Origin of the sequence: Halocynthiibacter styelae, assembly GCF_016123485.1 — a bacterium.
Classification (GTDB): Bacteria; Pseudomonadota; Alphaproteobacteria; order Rhodobacterales; family Rhodobacteraceae; genus Halocynthiibacter; species Halocynthiibacter styelae.
Window position 1 is genome coordinate 259,519 of sequence record NZ_JADCKQ010000001.1, and the last position, 23,353, is coordinate 282,871.

Consider the following 23,353-nt stretch of genomic DNA (forward strand, 5'->3'; position numbering starts at 1 on the left):
TTTATCCGCGGAACCCACTGGCAATCACAAATTTTTCCGAACTGTCAGATCGACTTGACGGTGGTTTCATGTGGGCAACGCTGGTGAATTTCTGCTTCAGAAGTTTCTGAAGATCGCCTTCCGCGCCCCCGGCCAGAACTTTCGCAACGAATGTCCCGCCCACGTCCAGAACGTCAAAGGCAAAATAGGCTGCGGTTTCACACAGTGCCATAATCCGCAGGTGATCGGTCTGTTTATGGCCAGAGGAAGACGCAGCCATATCTGACATCACGACGTCAGCCTTGCCGCCCAGCCAGGTTTTCACCTTTTCATCGGCATCATCTTCCATGAAATCCAGCTGATGGATCTGACAGCCTGCAAGGGCTTCGACTTCCTGAAGATCGACCCCCAGGATCGTACCAACTTTCTTGCCCTTCTTTTCGCCAAGTGCATTCACACGCGGCACAGCAACCTGCAACCAGCCCCCGGGCGCACAGCCAAGATCGACCACGCGCGCGCCAGGCACAAGAAAGCGATATTTGTCGTCGACTTCCATGATCTTAAAGGCCGCCCGTCCCCGGAACCCTTCGGCTTTAGCGCGGGCGACATAGGGGTCGTTCAATTGCCGTTCCAGCCAGAGCTTGGATGACAGCTTGCGGCCACGCGCGGTTTTCACCTTCACCGTCAGATCCCGGTACCCGCGTCCGCTTTTTGTGTTCTTAACCATCTCTTACCCTTTCAGAGCCTCTGGCTGTGGCAAAGGCCCTTATTTGCCTGCTTCATCCGCGGGCGTCAAGCTTTCGTCCGTCTTCGGACATCAGCGCATATAGCAAGCCTTCGCGCAGGCCACGATCTGCAACCGACAGTTTTTGTGTCGGCCAGACCCGGATCAGTGCCTGCAGGATCGCAGACCCCGACATAATCAGTGCCGCCCTGTCCCGCCCGATCCGTGGGTCGCGTCGCCGTCCCCCCGGGCCAAGTTGCAGATAACCCTGAATAACCCGGTCAATATCACCCGAGCTCATTTCAAGCCCATCCACCTTATTGCGGTCATAGCGTGTCAGACCAAGGTGCGAGGCTGCGACCGTTGTTATGGTGCCCGACGTTCCGACAATCTGAAATCCGTCGGTGGAATGCAGACGGTCATAAGGCGCGAATTCCTGCAGCTTTTCCTCAAAGAACCAGGACATCAGCGCGAAACGCCCGCCATCATCATCCACATCATCAAACTGATCGCGCAGGGTAGCCACACCAAGCGGAACAGAGATCCAGTCCACAATACGTGCGCCAAAACGGGAAACAGATTGCTTATGCAACCCTTTCCGGACCGCCATGATCGCATTGGCCCGGTCGGCTTCCGCAGTTTCAGACAGATCGATCCAGACCAGTTCGGTTGATCCGCCGCCGATATCCACCACAAGCAGTTGATCCGTCTTGGGATGTACCAGCGGCGCACAGCTGATCACGGCAAGACGTGCCTCTTCCTCTGGTGGGATAATCTCAAGTTTCAGACCGGTTTCGCGTTTGACCAGGCGAATAAAATCGCGGGAATTCTTCGCGCGACGACAGGCTTCGGTCGCGACCAGCCGCATCCTGCGCACATCGTGTTGACGCAGCTTGCGCTGACAGATGCGCAGCGCCTGAACAGTCCGGTTGATGGATGAACGCGACAACCGCCCGGTTGCCTCAAGTCCGGCACCAAGCTGCACAGCTTTAGAAAAGCTGTCAATGACTTCAAACTGGCCACCAACAGGTCTGGCAACCAGCATCCGACACGAATTTGTACCCAGATCCAGCGCCGCATAAAGAGGCTTAGATCGGGGTTTCTGAGGCGCGGGAGTCTCGACCGCTTTGGGAAACGCGCCCGCACCTTTGGGACGCCTGGGCGACATTCCGCCCTCCATTTCAAGTTGCCACAAGGATAGGCTGAACCAATGCCCTGTGCAAGGCCCCGGCCAGATATATTCCCGAAGGGTTTCACACCCCCCATTCAGATACCGCAACAGCAGATCATATGAGTATCGCCACGCTTTGACGCAAAATTTCAGTCCCCGGGTCGATTTTTAATTGACAGAAATGCCTTCCTGCTGCCAAAACCACCAAATCTGAGGTTCTCCGAACGGCCAAGCCAGACGAGAGACAACAGGGAACACGGTGAGGATGACCCACTTCGGGGCCAATTCCGTGGCTGCCCCCGCAACTGTAAGCGGAGAGCGGAACCAATAACGCCACTGGAGCACAGCTCTGGGAAGGCAGGTTCTGCGATCAATCCGTGAGCCAGGATACCTGCCGCAGACGACCCGGGAAACCGGGTGTATCCACCGGATGCCGGGGTGTGCATCCAGCATGGGTTCGTCTGTTGCGGCAACATCCGGCAATTCAAACGAAACCTCGCTGATATTCCCCGTCGTTCCTTTTGCATTGCCACATCCCGTGGCCGTCCTGAGGCGACTTATGAAACTGAAGACCACTTTTGCTGCAACCTGCGCAGCCCTCACCTTTTCCGCCCTGCCCGCAGCGGCGCATTTCCAGTTGATCTATGCAGATCAGACCCAGATTGAACGCCCGGGCGATGTGCCTGTTAAGCTGATCTTCTGGCATCCGATGACCGCAGGTCACGTGATGGATATGGGCATGCCGCAGGAGTTTTTCATGCTGCACCGCGGTGAACGCATCGATCTGAGCGACAGCCTGACTGAAACCACCTTCACCGGTCCAGACAACACCGGCGTTGCCTTTGATGGTGTTGTGCCAGTGAAACGGTCCGGTGACTATGTGGTCGTTGTCGATCCTGCGCCGTACTATGAGGAAAGCGAAGACATCTACATTCGCCAGATCACCAAATCCTACATGAATCGCAATGAATTGCCGACCGACTGGGATGCGGATCTGGGTCTTGAGGCAGAGATCATCCCTCTGAACAAACCAGGTAACATCGTTGCAGGATCTACATTCTCCGGCCGCGTCATGGCGAACGGCGAACCTGTCGCAGGTGCAGAGATTGAGATCGAATATATGGCGGCGGAGCCTGACATGGCGACCAGCACCGCTGGCGATATGACAATCACACCGCCTCCTGGTGGCGCAATTGTGGCGATTACCGATGAAGACGGCGAATTCACCTTTGGTGTGCCAACCGCCGGACACTGGGGCTTTGCGGCTCTGGGCGTGGTTGAAGGCGCGGAACATGAAGGCAAGGAGCTTTCTGTTGATGCTGTGATCTGGGTGCGCGCATGGGACATCAGTGCCCCGGCAGCTAACTGATGCATATCGTTGACGGTGCCCTCGCAACCCCGGTGCTTATTGCCGGGGCTGCTGCAACAGCCGGTGGTCTTGCCATCGGCTTGCGCCAGCTGACGACCGAACGCATTCCAACCGCCGGCGTGCTGTCTGCCGGGTTCTTTGTGGCTTCCCTTATTCACGTGCCGATTGGCATCAGTTCGGTGCATCTGATCATGAACGGCATCGCCGGGCTGATCCTTGGCTGGGCGGCCTTTCCCGCGCTGTTTGTCGGGCTGCTTCTGCAGGCCGTAACCTTTGGCTTTGGTGGCATCACTGTTCTGGGTGTCAATGCGGTGAATATCGCCCTGCCCGCTGTTCTTGCCGGGATCGCCTGTCGCAGTTTTATCCGTAAAGGCGGGCGCAACAATGTTCTGATATGGGGCGGAATCTGTGGTGCACTTGCGATTGCTCTGACAACGATCATGGTTTCCGTTTCGCTGGCTCTGTCCGGTGAGGAATTTAACGAAGCCGCGTATCTGGTCTTTGTCAGCCATATCCCCGTGATGGTGATTGAGGGTGCTCTGACCGCCGCAGCGGCCTGGCTGATCATGCAGGTGAAACCTGAACTGTTCGGCCTCAGCCAGATGAAGGATGTGTAAATGCGCTATCTTTTGCTTTCCGCCTTGCTCCTCTCAGCCAGCCCGGCCATGGCGCATAAAATAATCGCCGAAGTCTTTCCTGCTGGTAGTGCTGTAGAAGGAGAAATCGGCTTTTCCAATGGCGATATGGCCGCTGGGTTTGAGGTTAAAGTGTTCGACATTCACGGAAACCAAATTGGTGATGCCCTTACAGATGACGATGGTTTTTTCACATGGGTTCCCGAAGAAACACCACCGGCCGGACCTCTGAAGTTCATCGCTGATCTTGGTGCAGGTCACGTCGCTGAAATGATCCTTGATGCCGAAGACGTGCCCGGGGCCAGCCCTGCAACTGTCACTCCCGGCGCCGTCGAAATCACACTCGACAGCACGGCAGCCGCCCCTGCGGACCTCAGTGCAGTCAGCGACATCGTGGCCGCAGCTGTCCGCAATGAACTGCGCCCGATCCGCCGGGAACTGGTACAGATCCGCGAAAGAAACCGGTTCAGTACCATTCTGGGCGGGATTGGCCTGATCTTTGGCCTGTTTGGCGCATTCTTCTATTTTTCTGCCCGTCGTCAGCTGAAGGATGCAGAAAAATGACCTATGTTCTGTCCACCGGCATTGAACCACCCGCAGTCCCGGCCCTGCGCCGCCTGGATCCGCGCCTGCGGATCGTTTCTGCGGTGGCATTTGCGGTAACGGCCGTAGCGCTGCAATCACTGTCCCTTCTGACTGTGATGTTGCTTGTCGCGGTCATGTTAATGATTGCGGCGAAACTGCCTGTTGGACAGACCATAAAGCGCGTCATTGCGATGGACAGTTTCATCATCGTGATGATCGCTTTTCTGCCTTTCACAATGGAAGGCACACCGATTTTTACTCTCTTTGGCTTTCCCGCCAGTTATGAAGGTCTGATCCGCGCCATTGAGATCGCCCTGACAGCCAATGCCGTTGTCATGGCCATGCTGGCCCTTGCCGGATCCATGGAAGAAGTCACCTTTGGCCAGGCACTGCACCGTCTGAAAGTGCCCGCAAAACTTGTGCATCTTCTGCTGTTTACCATCCGTTATATCGAGGTTCTGCGCCAAGAATATCGTCGCCTGCGTCAGGCCATGAAATGCCGCGGTTTCCGTCCCGGGACCAATGGGCATACCTACCGCAGCTTTGGTTATCTTGTTGGTATGATGCTGATCCGGGCGATGGAACGATCTGAACGCATCATGGATGCCATGAAATGCCGCGGATTTACCGGAACCCTGCCGATGACACAGCGTTTTGAACTGCGCGGATTTGATGTTGTCTTTGCGCTGGGGTTTTCCGTTTTCATGACCGCAATGCTGATGAAAGAATATCTCCTGTGAACCTTTTTCATCTCGAAAACATTCACCACGCCTGGCCACGTCGAGGACCGGTTCTGTCCGGTGCCTCCCTGGCCTTGAAAGCCGGAGATCGTCTGGCGATTACCGGCCACAATGGTGCTGGGAAATCTACGCTGCTGAAAATCATGCTGGGCCTGATCACGCCGGATCAGGGCAGTGTCGAGGCCTTTGGTCAGAAGCGCCAGGCAGAGGCCGACTTCCATGATGTGCGTCGCCGCGCCGGTCTTGTGTTTCAGGATGCCGACGATCAGCTGTTTTGCCCGACTGTGGCCGATGACATTGCGTTCGGCCCCCTGAACCTGGGGAAATCCCGGGATGAGGCTGCAGCCATCGTCGATCAGCTTCTGACCCGGCTTGACCTGATGTATCTGCGAGACGCCATCACCCATCGGCTGTCTGGTGGTGAAAAGCGCTTGGTGACTCTGGCCTGCGTTCTGGCAATGGAACCCGAAGTGCTTTTGCTGGATGAACCGTCAAACGCGCTGGACGAAGAAAACGAAGCGCGGCTGACCGATATTCTGCACACCCTGCCCCAATCCATTGTTCTGATCAGCCATGACGCAAGTTTCCGGGCAAAGGTTGCCAACCGCTGTCTGCACCTGAAAGAAGGTCAACTGGTAGATGCACCCGTATCCGCCTGATGAGCATTTCTGCGCTTCCCTCAGATATAAGCAAGTAAAACGAATGCAAAACGCGCTCGACATGCGGTTTTCGCAGGCTAATCTGTGCGCAGAACAGACAGGGGGATTCCATGGCGAAACACTGGCAGGATATGCTTGCGCAGCATTGGGGTATCACGGCCGCGCTTAGCGGGCTTGATGGCGAATATGACCTGAATTTCAAAGCCGACAGCGGCCATGTTCTGAAAGTCATGCGTCCGGGTTGCGATAACGCCTTTATCGATATGCAGACCGGCGCGATTGATGCCGCACGCAAAGCCGATGCAGACCTGCCCCTGCCGGATGTCATCCCGACAAAATCCGGCGCCCTGTTTACAGAGATTGCCGATGAAAATGGTGAAATGCGCCTGTGCTGGGTTCTGTCCCTTGTGGCTGGCCGTCCCTGGGCTGATTTCCGTCCGCACACCGACGCCCTTGTTTGTGATCTCGGCGCAGCCAATGCCCGACTGACACAAGCCCTGTCCGGTTTTGAACATGCAGAACTGCATCGTGACTTCAAGTGGGATCTGATGAAAGGCGCATGGGTCAAAGATGATCTGCAAACCATTGAAAATGAAAACCGCCGCGCGCTGATCTCTGACATCTGCAAGGGCTTTGATGCTGCCTTCCCAACCCTGCAGGCTTTGCCAAAGTCCGCCATCCACAATGATCTGAATGATTACAACATTCTGGTGTCCGGTTCCCTGACCGATGCGCCATCCATCACGGGGCTTATTGACTTTGGTGACATGTGCGCTGGCCCGCGGATTGTTGATCTGGCGATCACGGCAGCCTATGTGGTGCTGGGTGACGTTGATGCGGAAAAAGCCCTGGTGGCGCTGGTGCAGGGATATCATTCTGTGTCGCCACTCACGCCACAGGAAATTGACCTTCTCTGGCCGCTCCTGAAGATGCGCCTGGCAGTTTCGGTGGTCAATTCCACGCTGATGGCCATCGAAAACCCGGATGATCCTTATGTGACGATCTCTCAGGCGCCTGCCTGGAGCTTCCTTGAGAACCACGCTGTCAACGAAGGCCTGATCAACGCCCGCCTGCGCGCCGCCTGCGATCTGCCGGTTGTCGATGGTGCAGATCGTGTCATGGCCTGGTTGAACTGCGAACGCGGTAACTTCGCGCCCGTCATGGGGGAAGGTCTGACAGATGCACCGATTGGATCGCTGTCGGTTGAGGCTTGCACAACCCCACAGAACCCGTTCGACATGCCGATTGCCGAGGCCGCGCATGTGGGTTGCGAATATGAAGAAGATGACGGCAAGGGCAGTTATAAAACCTGGCTTGGCAATTATAACGAACCACGCCTTGTCTACACCGACCACGCCTTCCGCAAAGGCCCTTATAAGGCCAGCGACCGCCGCACCGTGCATCTGGCGATTGATGCTTTCGCCCCTGCTGGCCGCAAATTGCTTGCCCCCTGCGATGGCGAGGTTTTCTGCGCCGAATATCGTGCCGGGCATCTGGATTACGGCGGGGTGATCATCCTGAAGCACGAAACACCAGACGGTGATAACTTTTACACGCTGTACGGTCACCTGAACCCCGAGTTCCTCGAACGCCTGAAAGTCGGTGACAAGGTGGCAAAAGGCGATGCCTTCTGTGAACTTGGCGATCCGACACAAAACGGCGGTTGGGCACCCCATGTGCATTTCCAGCTGGCGCTGTCCACCGGTGGTATGGGCGAAGACTGGCCCGGCGTGGGGGACCCGGATGAGATGTTCCTTTGGGAAGCACTTTGCCCGAACCCGGCCATGCTGATGAACCTCGATGATGATTATGCCCGCTGGGAACCCACCGATAAAGCAGAGGTTCAGGCGGATCGTGAGGCTTACTTCGGCAAGAACCTGAAGCTGTCTTATTCCAACCCGGCCATGCTGGTGCGCGGCTGGAAGCATCATATGTTTGATGAATGGGGTCGGCCTTATCTGGATGCCTATAACAATGTTCCGCATGTGGGCCACGCCCATCCCCGCATTCAGGCGGTGGCGGCGGATCAGCTGAAACGGATGAACTCAAACACCCGTTATCTGCATCCGGCACAGGTGGCTTTTGCGGAAAAGATCCGCTCTAAACTGCCGGATCCGCTGAATGTCTGTTTTTTCGTGAACTCCGGCACAGAGGCCAATGAACTTGCCCTGCGCCTGTCGCGTGCGGCCAGTGGGGCCAAAGGCATGGTCACGCCCAACCACGGCTATCACGGCAACACTACCGGCGCGATCGACATTTCCGCCTATAAATTCAACGCCAAAGGCGGTGTTGGCCAGGCCGATTGGGTGGAGCTGGTTGAGGTTGCGGATGATTACAAAGGCAGCTTTAAGCGCGACGATCCGCATGCTGCACAGAAATACGCGGATCTGGTTGGCCTTTCGATTGCCAGTCTTCAGGCAAAGGGCCACGGCGTTGCAGGTTTCATCGCTGAAACCTTCCCTTCTGTCGGTGGTCAGATCATCCCGCCAAAAGGCTATCTGCCTGCGGTTTATGATAAAATCCGGGCCGCTGGTGGCATTTGTATCGCGGACGAAGTTCAAACCGGCCTTGGCCGCCTGGGCGACTATTACTTTGCCTTTGAACATCAGGGCGCGGTGCCCGACATTGTGGTTCTGGGCAAACCCATTGGCAACGGTCACCCGCTGGGTGTGGTGATCACCACCCGTGAAATTGCCGATAAATTTGCTGAAGGCCCCGAATATTTCTCTACCTTCGGCGGTTCCACCCTGTCCTGTCGCATGGGTAAGGAAGTGCTTGATATCGTTGATGATGAAGGCTTGCAGGAAAATTCGCGTATACGCGGTGCTGAGCTACGGTCAGGGCTTAAAACCCTTATGGCGAAATATGATGTCATCGGTGACATTCGCGGCATGGGCCTGTTTATCGGCGTCGAACTGGTGACAGATCGTGCAACAAAAGAACCAGCCACGGATGCTGCGTCTTACGTGATCAACCGTCTGCGTGAACATCGTATCCTGACCGGTCGCGAAGGCCCGCATGACAATATCCTCAAGATCCGCCCGCCTCTGACGATTGATGCGGAAGATATTGATATGCTGATTGGGGTGATGGATAAGGTCATGAAAGAAGTCACCTGTTTGATGGGGTAAACAGTCTGAATGGCGCATTCTGAATACATTCGGAAGCTGAACAATCTGAAACAACTTGAGGGGCGCCTTGCGCCTCTCATTGTCCATGCAAGCGATGAATGGCACGACCAGATCCTAAACGGAGAATGCGATTTCATTGAAAAGCTGGGCCCGACTGCAAAGGCACAAGGCTACAGATTTCTGCTGACCCATTTCAAATCAGATCTGTCTTACGGCGTTCGTGAAACCAACCATCTGCAAGTTTCAATAGGCCCGCGCCGCCTGGCTGGCAACCGCATGTATCACGCTTACCCCAGCTACGTGCCCGGATTTTGGTACCTGGATAAGACGGGATATCACTGGAATTCTGGCGTCAGGCATATGAAGTATAATCCGGAACAGATCGATTTTCCCGCAGCAGAATACTTCTACAACGGTGTCAGCGGGTATTTTACACGCAACAATATTTCCTCAAGGCCTCAGAGCAACCGCAAAGAACTCAGCCCGGCCAGTGCCTTCATTCCACTGCAAAATATAGAGAAATACCCGAAAAAGGTACATTTTCTGACCAGTGAACAGATCATACGGACAACCTGCGCAACCGTTCCCGGCAAAGTATACGTCAAGCTACATCCGCTTCATAACGCGGAAGAACGCAACCGTTGGCGGGAATTCTGCGAAAGTATCCCTAACGCTGAAATTACAGATGCCAGCATTCACGATCTGATCGCCGCGTCTGAAATCATAGTGTCACAAAACTCTGCCGTGGGGTTTGAGGCGTTTATGTACCGTAAACCTGTCCTGACCTGTGCTGAATGTGACTTCCACCACGGCACATTAACCTGTCACACAACCGCGGAACTGGTTGAAAACCTGAGGCAGGCCAAATCACATTTCACAGACTTTCCCTTTGAAAAATTCTTCTACTGGTTTCTCGGGCAACAGATGCTGGAACCCCAAAAAGACGAATTCTCTGAACTGGCCTGGAAGAGATTGTTACCCTGACCACCTCTCCTCAGTTGACGCCCGCTTTTTCGCCCGCTACCAGTGCAAAAAGACGAAATGAGGCTTCCATGCAGTATACTTCCGGCAAAGACTGGCTGAACGCTGAGAACAAACAGGTCATGCTGTTTGCCATGTCCGGCCTTGGGAAAACCTATATTTCCAATATGCTGCGGTCTTCCGGCGACTGGTTTCACTATTCCGTCGATTACCGCATTGGCACGCGCTATATGGGCGAACATATCGTTGATAATTTCAAGCGTGAGGCTATGAAAACGCCGTTTCTGGCGGATCTTCTGCGGTCAGACTCGATTTATATCGGTTCAAACATCACTTTTGAAAACCTGGCACCTCTATCCACCTATCTGGGCAAACCCGGCAACCCTGATCAGGGCGGCATCCCTTTTGACGAATACCTGAAACGCCAGGACCAGCATCGGGGTGCTGAAATTGCATCCCTGTTGGATACCGCCCATTTCGTTGCGCGTTCCAAAGAGATCTACGGTTACCAGAATTTCATCGGCGACAGCGGTGGTTCCATCTGCGAGGTCGTTGACCCACATGATGAAAATGATCCGGTTCTGAAAAGCCTGTCAGAAAATATGCTTCTGGTCTGGATCGAAGGATCGGACGATCATACCGAAGAACTGATCCGCCGCTTTGATAAAGCGCCCAAGCCGATGTATTATCAGCCTGAAATTCTAAAATCGTCCTGGGATGAATATCTGAATGATAACAACGTCTCATCCGACGACGTTAATCCAGATGAATTCATTCGATGGGCCTACCGCCGCGCGGTCAGCCATCGTCAGCCACAGTATCGTGCTATGGCACAAAACTGGGGTGTAACCGTTTCCGCTAATGACGTGGCAAAGCTGCGCAATGAAAACGACTTTAACCAACTGATTGCCCAGGCTCTGGACGCGCGAATGTGATGGGGCCGCGACTTGTTCGCAATGCCCCCATGTCATATTTTCAAACTATCCATGCCTGAGGTCACAGAATGCCTATCAAGATTCCATCCACCCTGCCCGCCTATAAAGTCCTTTCAGAAGAAGGCGTTATGGTCATGGGTGAAGGTCGCGCTGCCAATCAGGACATTCGTCCGCTGAAGATTGCGCTGCTCAATCTGATGCCGAAGAAAATCCAGACAGAAAATCAATTTGCCCGCCTGATCGGTGCGACACCGCTGCAGATTGATCTGCATCTGATCCGGATGTCTGAACATCAGACCAGAAACACCGCCGCCGAACATATGGAAGAATTTTACCGTCCCTTCAGTGACGTCAAAAACGAGAAATTCGATGGGCTGATCATCACCGGCGCGCCGATCGAACATCTCCCCTTTCCGGATGTGACTTACTGGAAGGAACTGATGGAAGTCTTTGAATGGACACAGACAAATGTGCATTCCACTTTTGGCGTCTGCTGGGGCGGTATGGCCATGATCAACCACTTCCATGGTGTGAAAAAACATATGTTGGATCACAAAGCGTTTGGCTGTTTCAAGCACCACAACCTTGATTGTACCTCGCCCTACCTGCGGGGGTTTTCGGATGAATGTGTGATACCTGTCAGCCGCTGGACGGAAATGCATCAGGATGAAATCGACACAGCCCCGGGCCTGCGAACGCTGCTGTCCTCGGATAAATCCGGCCCTTGCCTCGTTGAGGATCCGGATCATCGTGCGCTTTATATCTTTAACCATCTGGAATATGACAGCGACACGTTGAAACAGGAATATGACCGGGATGTTGCCAATGGCACCCCGATCAACGTGCCTGACAACTATTATCCCGATGATGATCCCAGCCAGCCGCCCCGCAATCGCTGGCGCAGCCACGCGCATTTGCTTTATGGCAACTGGATCAATGAGATCTATCAGACCACAGAATATGACATGTCAAAAATCGGAAGCGGGCAAAGCTAAGCCCGGTTCTTGCCACCACCCCGCTGACACCGCATAAAGGGTCAAGTGACGGAGGTTAACATGACAGACAATCTGCCTTTTGATGGTGCCATCAGCCGGTTTTTTCAGGAAGAAGCCCCGGCTGATGTGCGGGATGCAATCAGGAATGGCGGTAAAAAGGACATTCTGTCTGACAGCTATCCTTACGACAAGCAGATGTCCCGTTCCGACTATGAAGACCGGATGGAAGCCTTGCAGGTCGAACTGGTCAAACTGCTTGCGCATCTGAAAGAATGCGGCGCACGGGTTGCGGTGGTTTTTGAAGGACGTGATGCTGCCGGGAAAGGCGGAACAATCAAACGCTTACGAGAAAATCTTAATCCAAGATCCGCCAATATTGTTGCCCTTTCAAAACCCAGCGACCGGGAAGCCGGGCAATGGTATTTTCAGCGCTACGTTCAACATCTGCCCACCGCCGGTGAACTCGTGATGTTTGACCGTTCCTGGTATAATCGTGGCGTGGTTGAAAAAGTCTTTGGCTTTTGTGAACACGATGATCGTGAACGTTTCTTTGATCAGCTACCTGGATTTGAAAAACAGATCACATCAGAGGGCATTCATCTGTTCAAATTCTGGCTGAATGTCGGGCGTGCGGAACAGTTAAATCGCTTTCTGAAACGTGAAAAAGATCCTTTAAAGCAATGGAAACTCAGCTGGATTGATGTTGAAGGGTTGAAAAAATGGGATGCCTATTCCGCCGCCATTCAGGAAACTTTCACACGCAGTCACAGCGCTGATGCGCCCTGGACCGTGATCCGCAGCGACGACAAGAAACGCGCACGTCTGGCCGTGATTGAACATATCCTGCGCAATATGGAGTACGCAGGTAAAAACCCCAATGCCATCCAGGCCCCTGATGACAAAATCTGCGGCACGCCAGAGATTTGGGACGCCGGCTGAATGGTCAAAAAACGCGGATATCATCACGGCAACCTGCGCATGGCGTTAGTTGAAGCTGCGCTTTCCCTGATTGAGGAGAAAGGACCGACAGGTTTCACTCTGTCAGAAGCGGCCAAACGCGCAGGCGTCACCCCTGCCGCTGTTTATCGTCACTTTGAAGGCCGTGAGGATCTGATCGCAGAAGCCGCCCGTCAGGGATATGAGATTTTCGCAGATCTGCTTGAATACGCCTGGGAAAAAGGTGATGTCAGCGATCTTGCGCGATTTGAATCAGTTGGGCGTGCCTATCTGGCGTTTGCCCGCCGCTATCCAGGGCATTATGTGGCGATGTTTGAAAGTGGGATCCATGTGAACCGCTCACCTCTGCTTGCTGAAGTGTCCGCGCGCGCAATGGGCATCATGGAAAAAGCCGCAGACCGGCTTATCGCGCATATTCCACCTGAAAAACGCCCGCCCGCCCGAATGTTTTCAGCCCATATCCGGGCGATGTCTCACGGTGTCGTTGAACTATTCGCGCGGAATGCCCCGGGAACTGCATCCCCGTTTTCGCCAGAGGACTTACTGGAAAGCGGGATTGGCGTGTATCTCAGGGGGCTTGGTCTGATTGATCCGGATCACTAACGCGCGGTTTTCTCAGTTTTTGCAGGGCAGCACGCCATATATCACCTGGCAATGGCAGACCCAGCCAGGTCGTGATCACTGCACTGATGTAGCCGATCAACCAGACTGCGCCAATCACCAGACACAGCACAAAATAGGCAAGAATTGCAGCGCCAGCCCCTTCTGACGGGGTCAGAATGAAAAACTGCAAGGCCAGCCCAAGAAGAAAGCCACTGCTGAAACAGGCGAGCATTCGGGAAATGCTGTGACGTTCAATCACGGCATCCACGGGCTGCAACATCAACACACCGGCAAAAACACCTGAACGCAGTCCGGATGCAAGGTTCCGCATCGCATCTGAATAGTCTGGGCCTGAAAACGAGCGGATCAGCGCTTCTGCGACTGACGCTGCGAAAACAGCCAATATGACAGATGCAAACAATCGGGCAAACGCATCCTGCCGCCGCTGTTCCGGTTCTTTTCTGGCAAGGATCATATCATCATCAAACATATATCGGGTCTAACTTCGAAATATGGAAAAATTGGGTCAAACCCGGTCGAAAATAGCGATAACCTTTAACAAAAGGTCAGCAAAGACCGCAACGCAGGTCTATTGTTTCCAAATGCGCGCAAGTTCAATTCTGCTGACGTATTATTCGCATAATTCCCCCTGACACTAAGGCACCTGACCAACAGAACCGGCTTGAGGAACGAATCGAAAAGGGCCCGCAAAACTGCGAGCCCTTGAAAATGTATCGGTAAAAACCGGAAGCGATTAACGCTTGGAGAACTGGAAGGAACGACGCGCTTTGCGCTTACCGAACTTCTTACGTTCAACAACACGAGAGTCACGTGTCAGGAAGCCAGCGGCTTTCAGTGGTGCGCGCAGGGAGGGTTCATAAAGCTGCAGAGCTTTAGAAATACCATGCTTCACAGCGCCCGCCTGACCCGTCAGACCGCCACCTTTAACAGTTGCGTAAACGTCGAATTCGCCTTCAACACCAGCAACTTGCATAGGCTGACGCAGGATCAGCTGCAGCACCGGGCGTGCAAAGTAAACGTCCTGGTCTTTGCCATTCACAACCACTTTGCCGGAACCTGGTTTGATCCAGACACGGGCAACAGCGTCTTTACGCTTACCAGTTGCATAAGAACGACCCAGTTCGTCACGAACAGGCTCACGCGGGGCAGCAACTTCCACTGCGCCTTCAGCAACAGTGTTCAGCTCATCCAGAGATTTGATTTCGTCAGTCATGATCAGCTCCGGGTGTTTTTCTTGTTCATGGATTTCACATCCAGAACTTCGGGCTTCTGTGCTTCCTGGCCGTGCTCGGCACCGGCATAGACGCGCAGGTTGGTCATTTGCTTGCGGGACAGCTTGCCGCCTGGCAGCATGCGCTGAACAGCTTTGGTCACAACACGCTCTGGGTGTTCACCCTCGAGGATCTGACCAGCAGTACGGGACTTGATGCCGCCTGGATGGCCAGTGTGCCAGTAGTAGTTCTTGTCCGTGCGTTTTTTGCCGGTCAGCTGGATTTTGTCCGCATTGATCACGATGACATTGTCACCCATGTCCATGTGCGGAGTGAAAGACGCCTTGTGCTTACCGCGCAGACGCATGGCAATGATCGAAGCAAGACGGCCCAGAACAACGCCTTCAGCGTCGATCAGGATCCATTTCTTGTCGATATCTGCCGGAGTCGCAGAGAAAGTTTTCATGGTTTAACCCTTAGTTAAGGCCAAATGGCCCGTTCGGGGGGATCCCCCGGAATTCGATGTTGGGGTTTTATACGCATCTGGCGCACAGTCAAGTGCAGTAAGGTTAAATTAATTGTTTGTTTTCAACGCTTTGCAAAATAGGTATAAATATACCCCACATCTTATCCCCAGCCAGACGGGCATTTACCCCCGTCTGACCGGATTGTTCTGCTTTACCCTAGACGGCACGCCGGGAAAAGAGCCCCTGCACCGTATAAACAAGGATCGCCGCGCCAATCGCACCGACAATGGCTATCATTGCCAGCACGATCACGTCGACCGGCCCGCCGAGATCCGACAAAGAGGAATGTGTCATATGCTGCACAAAGACCACCGCCCCCACGGCCCCAAAGGGCATCGCCATCTGGGCCAGCAGGAATTTTTTCCAACTAACGGCCCGGTCGCGCACCAGCACATAGATGTAGCCAACGGTTACCAGTGCCGCGACAGCGACCATAGCCCAGAACAGGCCCTTGCCGAAGATTTCCTCAAACACCGCAAACAGGGTGGATAATGTCAGTTCTTTCATTCTCTCTCTCCCTTATGCCCGGCCACGTAACATGGCGTTATAAGTGGCTTTCAGTGCGACTTCTTTCATCAGCCAGGAAATCCACAACTCTTCCAGCGGCGCAATTACGCCCGGGAAACTTGGAACCAGATTGTTGTTGTAATCAAATTCCACCAGCATCGCGCGACCGATCTTTGTGATCAGCGGGCATGACGTATAGCCGTTATAACGCGCATCACTTTCCTGTCCCTGGATCTGGGCGATCAGCTGTTCTTCGACTACAGGCACCTGCCATTTCACACTGGCCGCGGTTTTGCCCTTTGGCACCCCGGCAACATCACCACAGGCAAAGATTTCCGGGTAACGGTTGTGGCGCAGCGTGTATTGGTCGACTTCAACCCAGCCCTGACCAACCCATTTGTCCGCCCATGGCAGCGCTGAATTCAGGATCACATCCGGCGCACGCTGTGGCGGAATGACATTGGTGAAATCATATGGCAGTTCTGTGTCGCCCTCAGGCGTTTCAAATGTCGCCAGTTTCTTCACCGGATCGATGGCTTTCATCACGTGGTTATGATGCACATCCACCCCGCGATCCTCAAACAACATACGGACCTTTTCATTGACGATCGGCACACCAAACAGCCCGTTGTTATGGGCGGCATAGGTCATTTCCACCTTGCCCCGGTTGCCTTTGCGGCGGGCGTAATCATCGGTCAGGAACGTGTATTTCAGCGGCGCACCGGCACATTTCATGCCCGTCGCCGGACGGGTGAATAGCGCAACACCACCCTCATCCGTAAACTTATCCATCGCGGTCCAGGTTTTTGCAGCATACTCCGGCCCGGCATAGACCGCACCAATGCCATTTTCCCCAACCATATCAAGGGAAAACCCTTCAATCTTATCCCAGTCAAGTTTCAACCCGGGCGCAACAATCAGATAGTCATAAGCAACATCTTCCTGCCCCGCGATGCGCAGCAGCTTGCTTTCAGGATCAATCTCACTGGCAAACGCATTGATGAAATTCACCCCGCGCGGCAGCCATGTGTCATTGCTGCTGACAGAATAATCCGCGGGCTTCAGACCCGCCGCGATCAAGGTAAACCCTGGCTGGTACAAATGGCGTGGACGCCCGTCGATTATGGTAATATCCGCCCCGTTCAGGCGGGTATTCAACCGGTTTGCAAGCGCCATCCCCGCAGCCCCTGCGCCCAGAATAACGATCTTTGCAGATGTATTTACCGTTTGCGCGGCCTGGGTGCCGGACGCAGCAACACTGGCCACACCTCCGGCGGCCAGTAACCCCAAAAGGGCCCGGCGATTCATATTCATTTTATGTTCAGACACGGCCTGTTCCCCGTTCTGTCGTTGCCTGGCTGGCGGGGAACAGGTTAATTATGACAGTTTCATGATGCTTTGATGCAGATCAATCTACCGTTGCTGATCTGCGGGTGGGATGGAATAAGTTAATGACGCCCGCGCCACGGGCCGGGTATCGCCTTCTGAATAAATCAGCACATCCCCCACAACCAGCGCCCGCCCCATTTTCAGGATCCGCGCGATACCGATCAGATCGGTATTCGCCGCTGGTTTACGCATGAAATCAATGGAACAATTGGTTGTGACGGCCAGGGCAACTTTTCCAAGCCGCGCAAGAATAGCCGCATACATCGCGCAATCTGCCAGGGCAAACATGGAAGGTCCGGAAACTGTACCACCCGGGCGCAGATGATGTTCTGAAACCAGCAGGCGCAGATCGGTTTCATCGCCTTCCAGACGCTCCACCCGAAAATCCTCTGCCACCTGAGGAAAGATCTGCCCCATCCAGGTTTCAAGTTCCTGTTTATCCATCTGAAACGCCATGATTGCCTCCCCGCAAACTTTCGGTCAGAGTGGCGCAAAGCAGATGGGGGAACAAGATGAGCGATCTGATTTTACGCAACGACACAGAGGCGAGCGTGACGCGTCTTGTCCTGAATTCGGATCGCAACCTGAATGCGCTTTCTGATGGCATGCTTGCAGAATTGTCCGTGCAACTTGATGAAATTGCCGCAGATACAACCGTAAAAGCCGTGATCCTTGCGGGCGCTGGTCGGGTTTTCTGTGCGGGTCATGACCTGAAGGAAATGACCGCAAAACGCACAGCTGTGGATGGCGGGAAAGCTGGATTTATTGATCTGTTTCAACGCTGTAGCGCTGTCATGCAACAGATCACCACCCTGCCCCAGCCTGTGATTGCAGAAGTCCACAACATCGCCACCGCCGCCGGATGCCAGTTGGTCGCTACCTGTGATCTGGCGATTGCGGCAGAGGGCACGCGCTTTGGTGTGAACGGTGTCAATATTGGCCTGTTCTGTTCCACACCGATGGTCGCCCTCACCCGGAACATTCCACGCAAACAGGCGTTTGAACTTCTGACAACCGGTGAATTTCTGGATGCAGATCAGGCTGTTAGCCTGGGTCTGATCAATCGCGTCGTGCCTGCGGAAGATCTACAGAACGCCACAATGGAACTTGCAGAAAAGATCGCGGGCAAACTGCCATCTGCCGTGAAAATCGGCAAAGAAGCCTTTTACAAACAGTTAGAAATGCCTCTTTCCGAGGCCTATGATTACACCGGACAGGTGATCACGGAAAACATGATGCTGCGCGATACTGAGGCCATGATTGAGACCTTCATAAACCGCAAAAAATGACATGCACACAGCATGCATATCTTATGCACAATCTATGCATATAAATATGCATATCTCATTTTGTCTCTGTAAATATCCCAGGGGGTGTGGGGGACAGGTCCCCCACTTGCCTGATCACAGCTTATAGATGTCGCTGAACTTGTCTTCGAGATAATCCATCAGCGGCGCCTCTGATGGTTCAAACCCACAGGCATGGGTGATGGTTTCACGCGGATCGCGCAGGCCACCATATTGATGTAGGTTTTCACGCAGCCAGCCGGTTGCCGGGCTTGTGTCGCCCTTCTCAAGACTTGCATCGAGATCCGGCAGATCTGCGCGCATCGCTTTGTTCAGATTGCCGGAATATACTGTACCCAGGCTGTAGGTCGGGAAGTAACCAAACAGCCCCACAGACCAATGCACATCCTGCATGCAGCCCTGGGATGGTTTTGTCACCGCAAAGCCAAAGTCGGCTTCAAAACGTTCATTCCAGGCATCGGGCAGATCGGCCACAGCAAGTTCACCGGAAATCAGTTTCTGTTCCAGATCAAACCGCAACAGAACGTGCAGGTTATACTGCAGTTCATCCGCTTCTGTGCGGATGTAACCGTCATTCACCCTGTTCACAGTGGCGTAGAACTCTTCGGCATTCTCAACACCAATATCGCCAAACATCTCACGCACCGCGCCATACATCCAGCTTGTGAACGCGCGGGAACGACCGATCTGGTTTTCATAGATCCGGCTTTGGCTTTCATGCACGCCCATGGAAATACCACGGCCCAGCGGGGTCAGCAGGTGCTGATCATCAATGCCAAGTTCATAACAGGCGTGACCAACTTCGTGGATGGTGGAATAGAAACAGTTGAACGGGTCGTTTTCCACGGTGCGGGTGGTGATCCGGGCTTCCTGACCTGAGCCAAGCGAAAACGGATGCACCGCCTTATCGATCCGGCCATAGTTGAAATCGTACCCAAAGCGTTCCGCCAGAACATGGGCGAATTTCATCTGATCATCCGGGGTGAATGTACCGTTCAGTTTCTTCGGCTGATGGGATGATCCTTTGACCTTATCCAGCAGCGCCACCAGACGCGGGCGCATGGCGTCAAACATTGCGCCCAGGCTTTCGGCTGTTGCGCCGGTTTCGTAATCCTGCACCAGCGCGTCATAGGCGTTGCCCATACCGTCTTCGCCCTGGGCCATGGCTTCGCCTTCTTCACGGCGCAGCTGAATGACCTTTTCAAGGGTTGGGGCGAAACCTGCAAAATCCTCACGGGACCGGGCTTCGGCCCAGATCCCCTGCCCGAGGCTGGTTTCCCGTGCGAGCGCTTCGGCCAGATCCGCTGGAATTTTTGAGTTACGCGAGAATTTGCGTTTCAGAAGGCGCAGGTTTGCGGATTCGACCTCAGTCAGGTTTTCAAGCGATGCTTTTTCAATCCAGTCCCCCATGCGCGGATCGGTGCGACGGGCGTGCAGAACGGCCTCCATCGCTTCCATTTCTTCCGCACGCTGGGCCGTTGCGCCCCGTGGCATCACCGTTTCCTGATCCCAGGCCAGACGCTGAGAGGTCTGGTTCAGGGCTTCGGTGCGGCGCTGAAACGCCATGAGTTCTGAAAAGCTGCTCATTTTATCATTCTTCCTGTTATATCAGTCACGTACGGATTGTTCTTTGGGGCAAAGCGCTGCGAAACGCGCCCGCAGGATCAGAACCCACAGCACAATCGCCCCCAGCTGGTGCATGATCGCAAGGTTCAGAGGTGCGGCATTCATCACGGTCACAATGCCGAGGATGGCCTGAGCCAGCATCATCACCAGAACCACAGTGAACGTGCCTTTGGTGAAAGCATTGCCAGAGGCGCGGGATTTGCGCCAGGCCACAAAGGCGAAGATCAGCAGAAGATAGCCGGCAAGACGGTGGATGAACTGCGTCAGCGCGGAATTTTCGAAGAAATTCGACCAGATCGGCGTCAGCATGAACATCCCGTCGGGAATGATCTGCCCGCCCATATAGGGCCAGTCGATATAGCCACGCCCGGCATCAATACCCGCAACCAGCGCGCCCAGCAGGATCTGTAGGAAAGCGAAATGCATCAAGCCCGTGCCCATGGAAAACAGCTTTGCCTCTTTGCCACGGCGGGCTTTGATCAGGCTGGCTTCGGAATGCGACAGTGACATCATATGCCATGCGATGATCCCCAGAATGACAAAGGCCAGGCCCAGGTGGATCGCCAGGCGATAAGAGGCCACATCAACCACACGGCCGGTCAGGCCGGATGACACCATCCACCAGCCAATCGCGCCCTGAAGGCCGCCAAGCCCGCCCAGGATCAGCAGTTTTGAGGTCCAGCCCACCGGGATCTGTTTGCGGATCAGGAACCAGAAGAACCCGATCGCCCAGACAAGCCCGACAAAACGGCCCAGGAAACGATGCCCCCATTCCCACCAATAGATGGATTTGAACCCTTCGAGATCCATGGCGTGGTTTTGCAGCTGGAATTCCGGGATTTGCTGGTATTTGGCGAATTCTGACTGCCAGCCTGCATCGTTCAAAGGCGGCAGCGTACCAGTCACAAGGTTCCACTCAGTAATGGACAGGCCGCTGTCGGTCAGGCGTGTCAGACCGCCCACCAGGATCATCATAGCCACCAATGCGAACAGCATGCCCAGCCAGATCCGGATCGCACCACGTGCGCCACGTGATTTCGCGTCAATCATACCTGGCGCGGCTGCGGTTTGGGCGGGTTGATCGCCGCCGACCTCTTCAAAGATGCTGCGTTTCTGGCTCATGGGCTGGCTCCTTTATTCACGGGGAACCTATGCCTGCCTGCGCCCATCTGCAAGATGTGAAAACGTGGTCAGTCGCCGCGTTCCTTCCAGCGCACCATCTGGCGCAACATTCCGTGCAATGTCTGCACATCCACGCGGGTCATGGGCATGCGGGACCAGAAATTGCGCAGGTTAAGCTTCATGCTTTCAGCCTTGGTTTCCGGGAAAAAGAACCCGGCCTGATCCAGACGTTCTTCATAATGTTCTGCCAGTTTCGCAACTTCATGCTGCGGTGCAAATTCGGTTTTTGCCATTTCCATGCTTTCCGCTGGCATATCGTGGGCGTCCTGCCCCCATTCATAGGCAGTCAGCAGCACACATTGCGCAAGGTTGAGCGAGGCAAATTCAGGATTCACCGGGACAGAAATAATCGCATTGGCGCGGGCGATATCTTCATTTTCAAGCCCTGCCCGTTCCGGACCAAACATCACGCCAACCTTCTTGCCCTCTGCAATCAGATTGCGGGTGTGGGCCATGGCGCGTTCCGGGGTCATCACCGGTTTGGTCAGATCCCGATGGCGCGCGGTTGTCGCAAACACAAAGTCACAATCCGCAAGTGCCGCATCGGTGCTGTCAAAAATCTGCGCTTCATCCAGAAGACGCCCGGCCCCTGACGCCATTGCATCGGCTTTGGGGTTGGGCCAGCCATCCCGCGGACTGGTGATGCGCATACGATCAAGACCAAAGTTCCACATGGCACGCGCCGCCCCACCGATATTTTCCCCCATCTGTGGGCGGATCAGGATGAAGGCTGGCTGTGTCATGGTATTCCCCGATGTAAAAGTTACGCCCCTGTAACTGATCCCCCCCTCATGATGCAAGTCGCGGAAGCAGTCATAAAGCCAGGTTGCACAATCAATACATCATGACACAATGAAGCAGTTAGCAGCCCCTGTTATTCGTAGAGAGTTGCGATGATGTATATTGAAGAAAATGGCATTTCCTACCGGCGCCTGACGGACGTCGCGCCGCAGGATATACTTGACCATATGACCGACCCGAAAGTGGCGGAACATATGCCCTTGCTTAAAACCATTTGGAATCTCAGCACCGTAAGGCACTTTGTTGCAGCGAAAGAAGCGCGCTGGACGGATGATGGAATTGGTCATGTCGGGATTTACCACAAGGGTAAATACATCGGCTGGGGTGGATTTCAGAAAGAAGGATCAGACTGGGATTTCGGCATGGTTCTGAAAACTGAAACACGTGGCATTGGCCCGCGCATCTGCAAAACTGCGCTGAAAGCGGCTCATGCTGCGGGAATAACCGCCGTGACATTCCTGCTGCCCAATAGCCGCAAATCCACCGGGGCACTGAAACGCCTTGGCGCGGAAGAGCTGAAGCCTGTTGAATATGACGGGGCCCAATTCCGGAAATTCCGGGTGAAAACCGATTGATGCGGGCTTTGCCTTTGACGCGCGATCCGGTATAGGGGCGCAAACCTCTATATAGGAGCCGGAAATGGCCGCTGACACCTCTGCCGAGATCGCCCCGGAGCAACCACAGATCTATCTGATCACCCCGCCGGAATTCGAACTGTCGTCTTTCCCGGATCTTTTGGGTCGTGTTCTGGATGCGCATGAGATCGGCTGTGTGCGTATGGCCATGAGCACACAGGACGAAAGCACCCTGTCCCGCGCCGGTGATCTGCTGCGCGAAACCTGCCATGCACGTGATGTGGCGATTGTCATGGACAGCCATGTTCTGCTTGCGGAAAAGCTGGGCTTTGATGGTGTTCATCTGACGGACAACAACAAAGGCCTGCGCAAGCTGCGTGAAACCTATGGGCCTGATTTTATCCTGGGCGCCCATTGTGGCACCTCGCGTCATGATGGTTTGAACGCGGGCGAAGCCGGGGCCGATTACATCAGTTTTGGCCCGGTCGGTGAAACCCTGATCGGTGATGGCAGCCGCGCCGAGGCCGATCTGTTCAAATGGTGGTCTGAAGTTGTCGAAGTCCCGGTTGTGGCCGAAGGTGTTTTGGATGAAGATCTGATCAGAAGCCTTTCACCTGTCACAGATTTTTTCGGGATTGGCGACGAAATCTGGCGTCAGGAAGATGCATCTGGCGCATTGGGTGCTTTGATCAAGGCGATGCAAGTCTAATTCCTGTTCCTGTCAAAGCCCCACTCAGGTCGCC

Annotated in this window: 25 protein-coding genes and 1 riboswitch; of the genes, 14 read left to right on the plus strand and 11 right to left on the minus strand. The window is 54.4% G+C overall.

The window, feature by feature from the left end:
• Position 1: 1 nt before the first annotated feature.
• Complete coding sequence (locus H1D41_RS01275; RefSeq protein ID WP_228847204.1) at positions 2–706, minus strand: RlmE family RNA methyltransferase; 705 nt, start codon at positions 704–706, stop codon at positions 2–4.
• Between the two features lie 52 nt (positions 707–758).
• Positions 759–1,871: a Ppx/GppA phosphatase family protein gene (locus H1D41_RS01280; RefSeq protein ID WP_228847205.1), complete on the minus strand. Its 1,113-nt coding sequence runs from the start codon at positions 1,869–1,871 to the stop codon at positions 759–761.
• Positions 1,872–2,070: 199 nt separating this feature from the next.
• Positions 2,071–2,287: riboswitch (cobalamin riboswitch) on the plus strand.
• 146 nt (positions 2,288–2,433) lie between these two features.
• Between H1D41_RS01280 and H1D41_RS01285 the strand changes: the two genes are divergently transcribed.
• The 11 genes from H1D41_RS01285 (at position 2,434) to H1D41_RS01335 (ending at position 13,464) form a co-directional block, all read left to right on the plus strand.
• Positions 2,434–3,243 (plus strand): DUF4198 domain-containing protein, encoded by an 810-nt coding sequence (locus H1D41_RS01285; protein ID WP_228847206.1) that lies wholly within the window; start codon positions 2,434–2,436, stop codon positions 3,241–3,243.
• The gene (gene cbiM / locus H1D41_RS01290; RefSeq protein WP_228847207.1) at positions 3,243–3,860 is read left to right on the plus strand and encodes a cobalt transporter CbiM; all 618 of its coding nucleotides are present in this window, start codon (positions 3,243–3,245) and stop codon (positions 3,858–3,860) included. The genes H1D41_RS01285 and cbiM overlap by 1 nt, the downstream gene beginning before the upstream one ends.
• Entirely contained in the window at positions 3,861–4,442 is a 582-nt protein-coding gene (locus H1D41_RS01295; RefSeq protein ID WP_228847208.1) for a cobalt ABC transporter permease, read from the plus strand.
• Positions 4,439–5,203 carry a cobalt ECF transporter T component CbiQ gene (cbiQ, locus tag H1D41_RS01300; protein ID WP_228847209.1) on the plus strand — a complete coding sequence of 255 codons (765 nt, stop codon included), beginning with the start codon at positions 4,439–4,441 and terminating at the stop codon, positions 5,201–5,203. The genes H1D41_RS01295 and cbiQ overlap by 4 nt, the downstream gene beginning before the upstream one ends.
• Positions 5,200–5,862 carry an energy-coupling factor ABC transporter ATP-binding protein gene (locus H1D41_RS01305; protein ID WP_228847210.1) on the plus strand — a complete coding sequence of 221 codons (663 nt, stop codon included), beginning with the start codon at positions 5,200–5,202 and terminating at the stop codon, positions 5,860–5,862. Before cbiQ ends, H1D41_RS01305 begins: the two co-directional genes overlap by 4 nt.
• 110 nt (positions 5,863–5,972) lie before the next feature.
• On the plus strand, positions 5,973–8,993 hold the full coding sequence (locus tag H1D41_RS01310) for an aminotransferase class III-fold pyridoxal phosphate-dependent enzyme (RefSeq protein ID WP_228847211.1): 3,021 nt from the start codon (positions 5,973–5,975) through the stop codon (positions 8,991–8,993).
• 9 nt (positions 8,994–9,002) lie between these two features.
• Entirely contained in the window at positions 9,003–9,977 is a 975-nt protein-coding gene (locus H1D41_RS01315) for a hypothetical protein (protein ID WP_228847212.1), read from the plus strand.
• Positions 9,978–10,045: 68 nt separating this feature from the next.
• Positions 10,046–10,909, plus strand: coding sequence for an ATPase (locus tag H1D41_RS01320; protein WP_228847213.1), 864 nt, complete (start codon positions 10,046–10,048; stop codon positions 10,907–10,909).
• A gap of 68 nt (positions 10,910–10,977) precedes the next feature.
• Complete coding sequence (metA, locus tag H1D41_RS01325) at positions 10,978–11,904, plus strand: homoserine O-acetyltransferase MetA (protein ID WP_228847214.1); 927 nt, start codon at positions 10,978–10,980, stop codon at positions 11,902–11,904.
• A 60-nt stretch (positions 11,905–11,964) separates the two neighbouring features.
• A complete protein-coding gene (gene ppk2 / locus H1D41_RS01330; protein WP_228847215.1) occupies positions 11,965–12,843 on the plus strand; it encodes a polyphosphate kinase 2 in 879 nt (292 codons plus the stop codon).
• Positions 12,844–13,464, plus strand: a complete 621-nt coding sequence (locus tag H1D41_RS01335) for a TetR/AcrR family transcriptional regulator (RefSeq protein ID WP_228847216.1) — start codon at positions 12,844–12,846, stop codon at positions 13,462–13,464.
• Here H1D41_RS01335 and H1D41_RS01340 read toward each other — a convergent pair.
• The 6 genes from H1D41_RS01340 to H1D41_RS01365 all read right to left on the minus strand — a co-directional run bounded on the left by H1D41_RS01340 (position 13,430) and on the right by H1D41_RS01365 (position 17,575).
• Positions 13,430–13,954, minus strand: a complete 525-nt coding sequence (locus tag H1D41_RS01340) for a hypothetical protein (protein WP_228847217.1) — start codon at positions 13,952–13,954, stop codon at positions 13,430–13,432. The two genes, H1D41_RS01335 and H1D41_RS01340, sit on opposite strands and share 35 nt — an antisense overlap.
• A gap of 264 nt (positions 13,955–14,218) precedes the next feature.
• Positions 14,219–14,698, minus strand: a complete 480-nt coding sequence (rpsI, locus tag H1D41_RS01345; RefSeq protein ID WP_228847218.1) for a 30S ribosomal protein S9 — start codon at positions 14,696–14,698, stop codon at positions 14,219–14,221.
• A 2-nt stretch (positions 14,699–14,700) separates the two neighbouring features.
• On the minus strand, positions 14,701–15,162 hold the full coding sequence (rplM, locus tag H1D41_RS01350; protein ID WP_107496049.1) for a 50S ribosomal protein L13: 462 nt from the start codon (positions 15,160–15,162) through the stop codon (positions 14,701–14,703).
• Positions 15,163–15,379: 217 nt separating this feature from the next.
• Entirely contained in the window at positions 15,380–15,730 is a 351-nt protein-coding gene (locus H1D41_RS01355; protein ID WP_107496050.1) for a DUF5368 domain-containing protein, read from the minus strand.
• A gap of 12 nt (positions 15,731–15,742) precedes the next feature.
• Positions 15,743–17,059 (minus strand): NAD(P)/FAD-dependent oxidoreductase, encoded by a 1,317-nt coding sequence (locus H1D41_RS01360; RefSeq protein ID WP_324250247.1) that lies wholly within the window; start codon positions 17,057–17,059, stop codon positions 15,743–15,745.
• 84 nt (positions 17,060–17,143) lie between these two features.
• Positions 17,144–17,575, minus strand: coding sequence for a PaaI family thioesterase (locus tag H1D41_RS01365; RefSeq protein WP_228847219.1), 432 nt, complete (start codon positions 17,573–17,575; stop codon positions 17,144–17,146).
• A 56-nt stretch (positions 17,576–17,631) separates the two neighbouring features.
• Here H1D41_RS01365 and H1D41_RS01370 point away from each other — a divergent pair, with 56 nt between their 5' ends.
• Positions 17,632–18,408, plus strand: coding sequence for an enoyl-CoA hydratase (locus H1D41_RS01370; protein ID WP_228847220.1), 777 nt, complete (start codon positions 17,632–17,634; stop codon positions 18,406–18,408).
• A gap of 114 nt (positions 18,409–18,522) precedes the next feature.
• Here the strand turns inward: H1D41_RS01370 and H1D41_RS01375 are convergent, their stop codons facing one another.
• The 3 genes from H1D41_RS01375 to H1D41_RS01385 form a co-directional block, all read right to left on the minus strand.
• A complete protein-coding gene (locus tag H1D41_RS01375) occupies positions 18,523–20,013 on the minus strand; it encodes a carboxypeptidase M32 (protein WP_228847221.1) in 1,491 nt (496 codons plus the stop codon).
• Between the two features lie 21 nt (positions 20,014–20,034).
• A complete protein-coding gene (ctaA, locus tag H1D41_RS01380; RefSeq protein ID WP_228847222.1) occupies positions 20,035–21,174 on the minus strand; it encodes a heme A synthase in 1,140 nt (379 codons plus the stop codon).
• 68 nt (positions 21,175–21,242) lie between these two features.
• Positions 21,243–21,977, minus strand: a complete 735-nt coding sequence (locus tag H1D41_RS01385; protein ID WP_228847223.1) for an RNA methyltransferase — start codon at positions 21,975–21,977, stop codon at positions 21,243–21,245.
• Between the two features lie 150 nt (positions 21,978–22,127).
• Here H1D41_RS01385 and H1D41_RS01390 point away from each other — a divergent pair, with 150 nt between their 5' ends.
• Together H1D41_RS01390 and H1D41_RS01395 are read left to right on the plus strand one after the other, a co-directional pair.
• Positions 22,128–22,610: a GNAT family N-acetyltransferase gene (locus tag H1D41_RS01390; protein WP_228847224.1), complete on the plus strand. Its 483-nt coding sequence runs from the start codon at positions 22,128–22,130 to the stop codon at positions 22,608–22,610.
• Between the two features lie 64 nt (positions 22,611–22,674).
• On the plus strand, positions 22,675–23,319 hold the full coding sequence (locus H1D41_RS01395; protein WP_228847225.1) for a thiamine phosphate synthase: 645 nt from the start codon (positions 22,675–22,677) through the stop codon (positions 23,317–23,319).
• Positions 23,320–23,353: the final 34 nt, after the last annotated feature.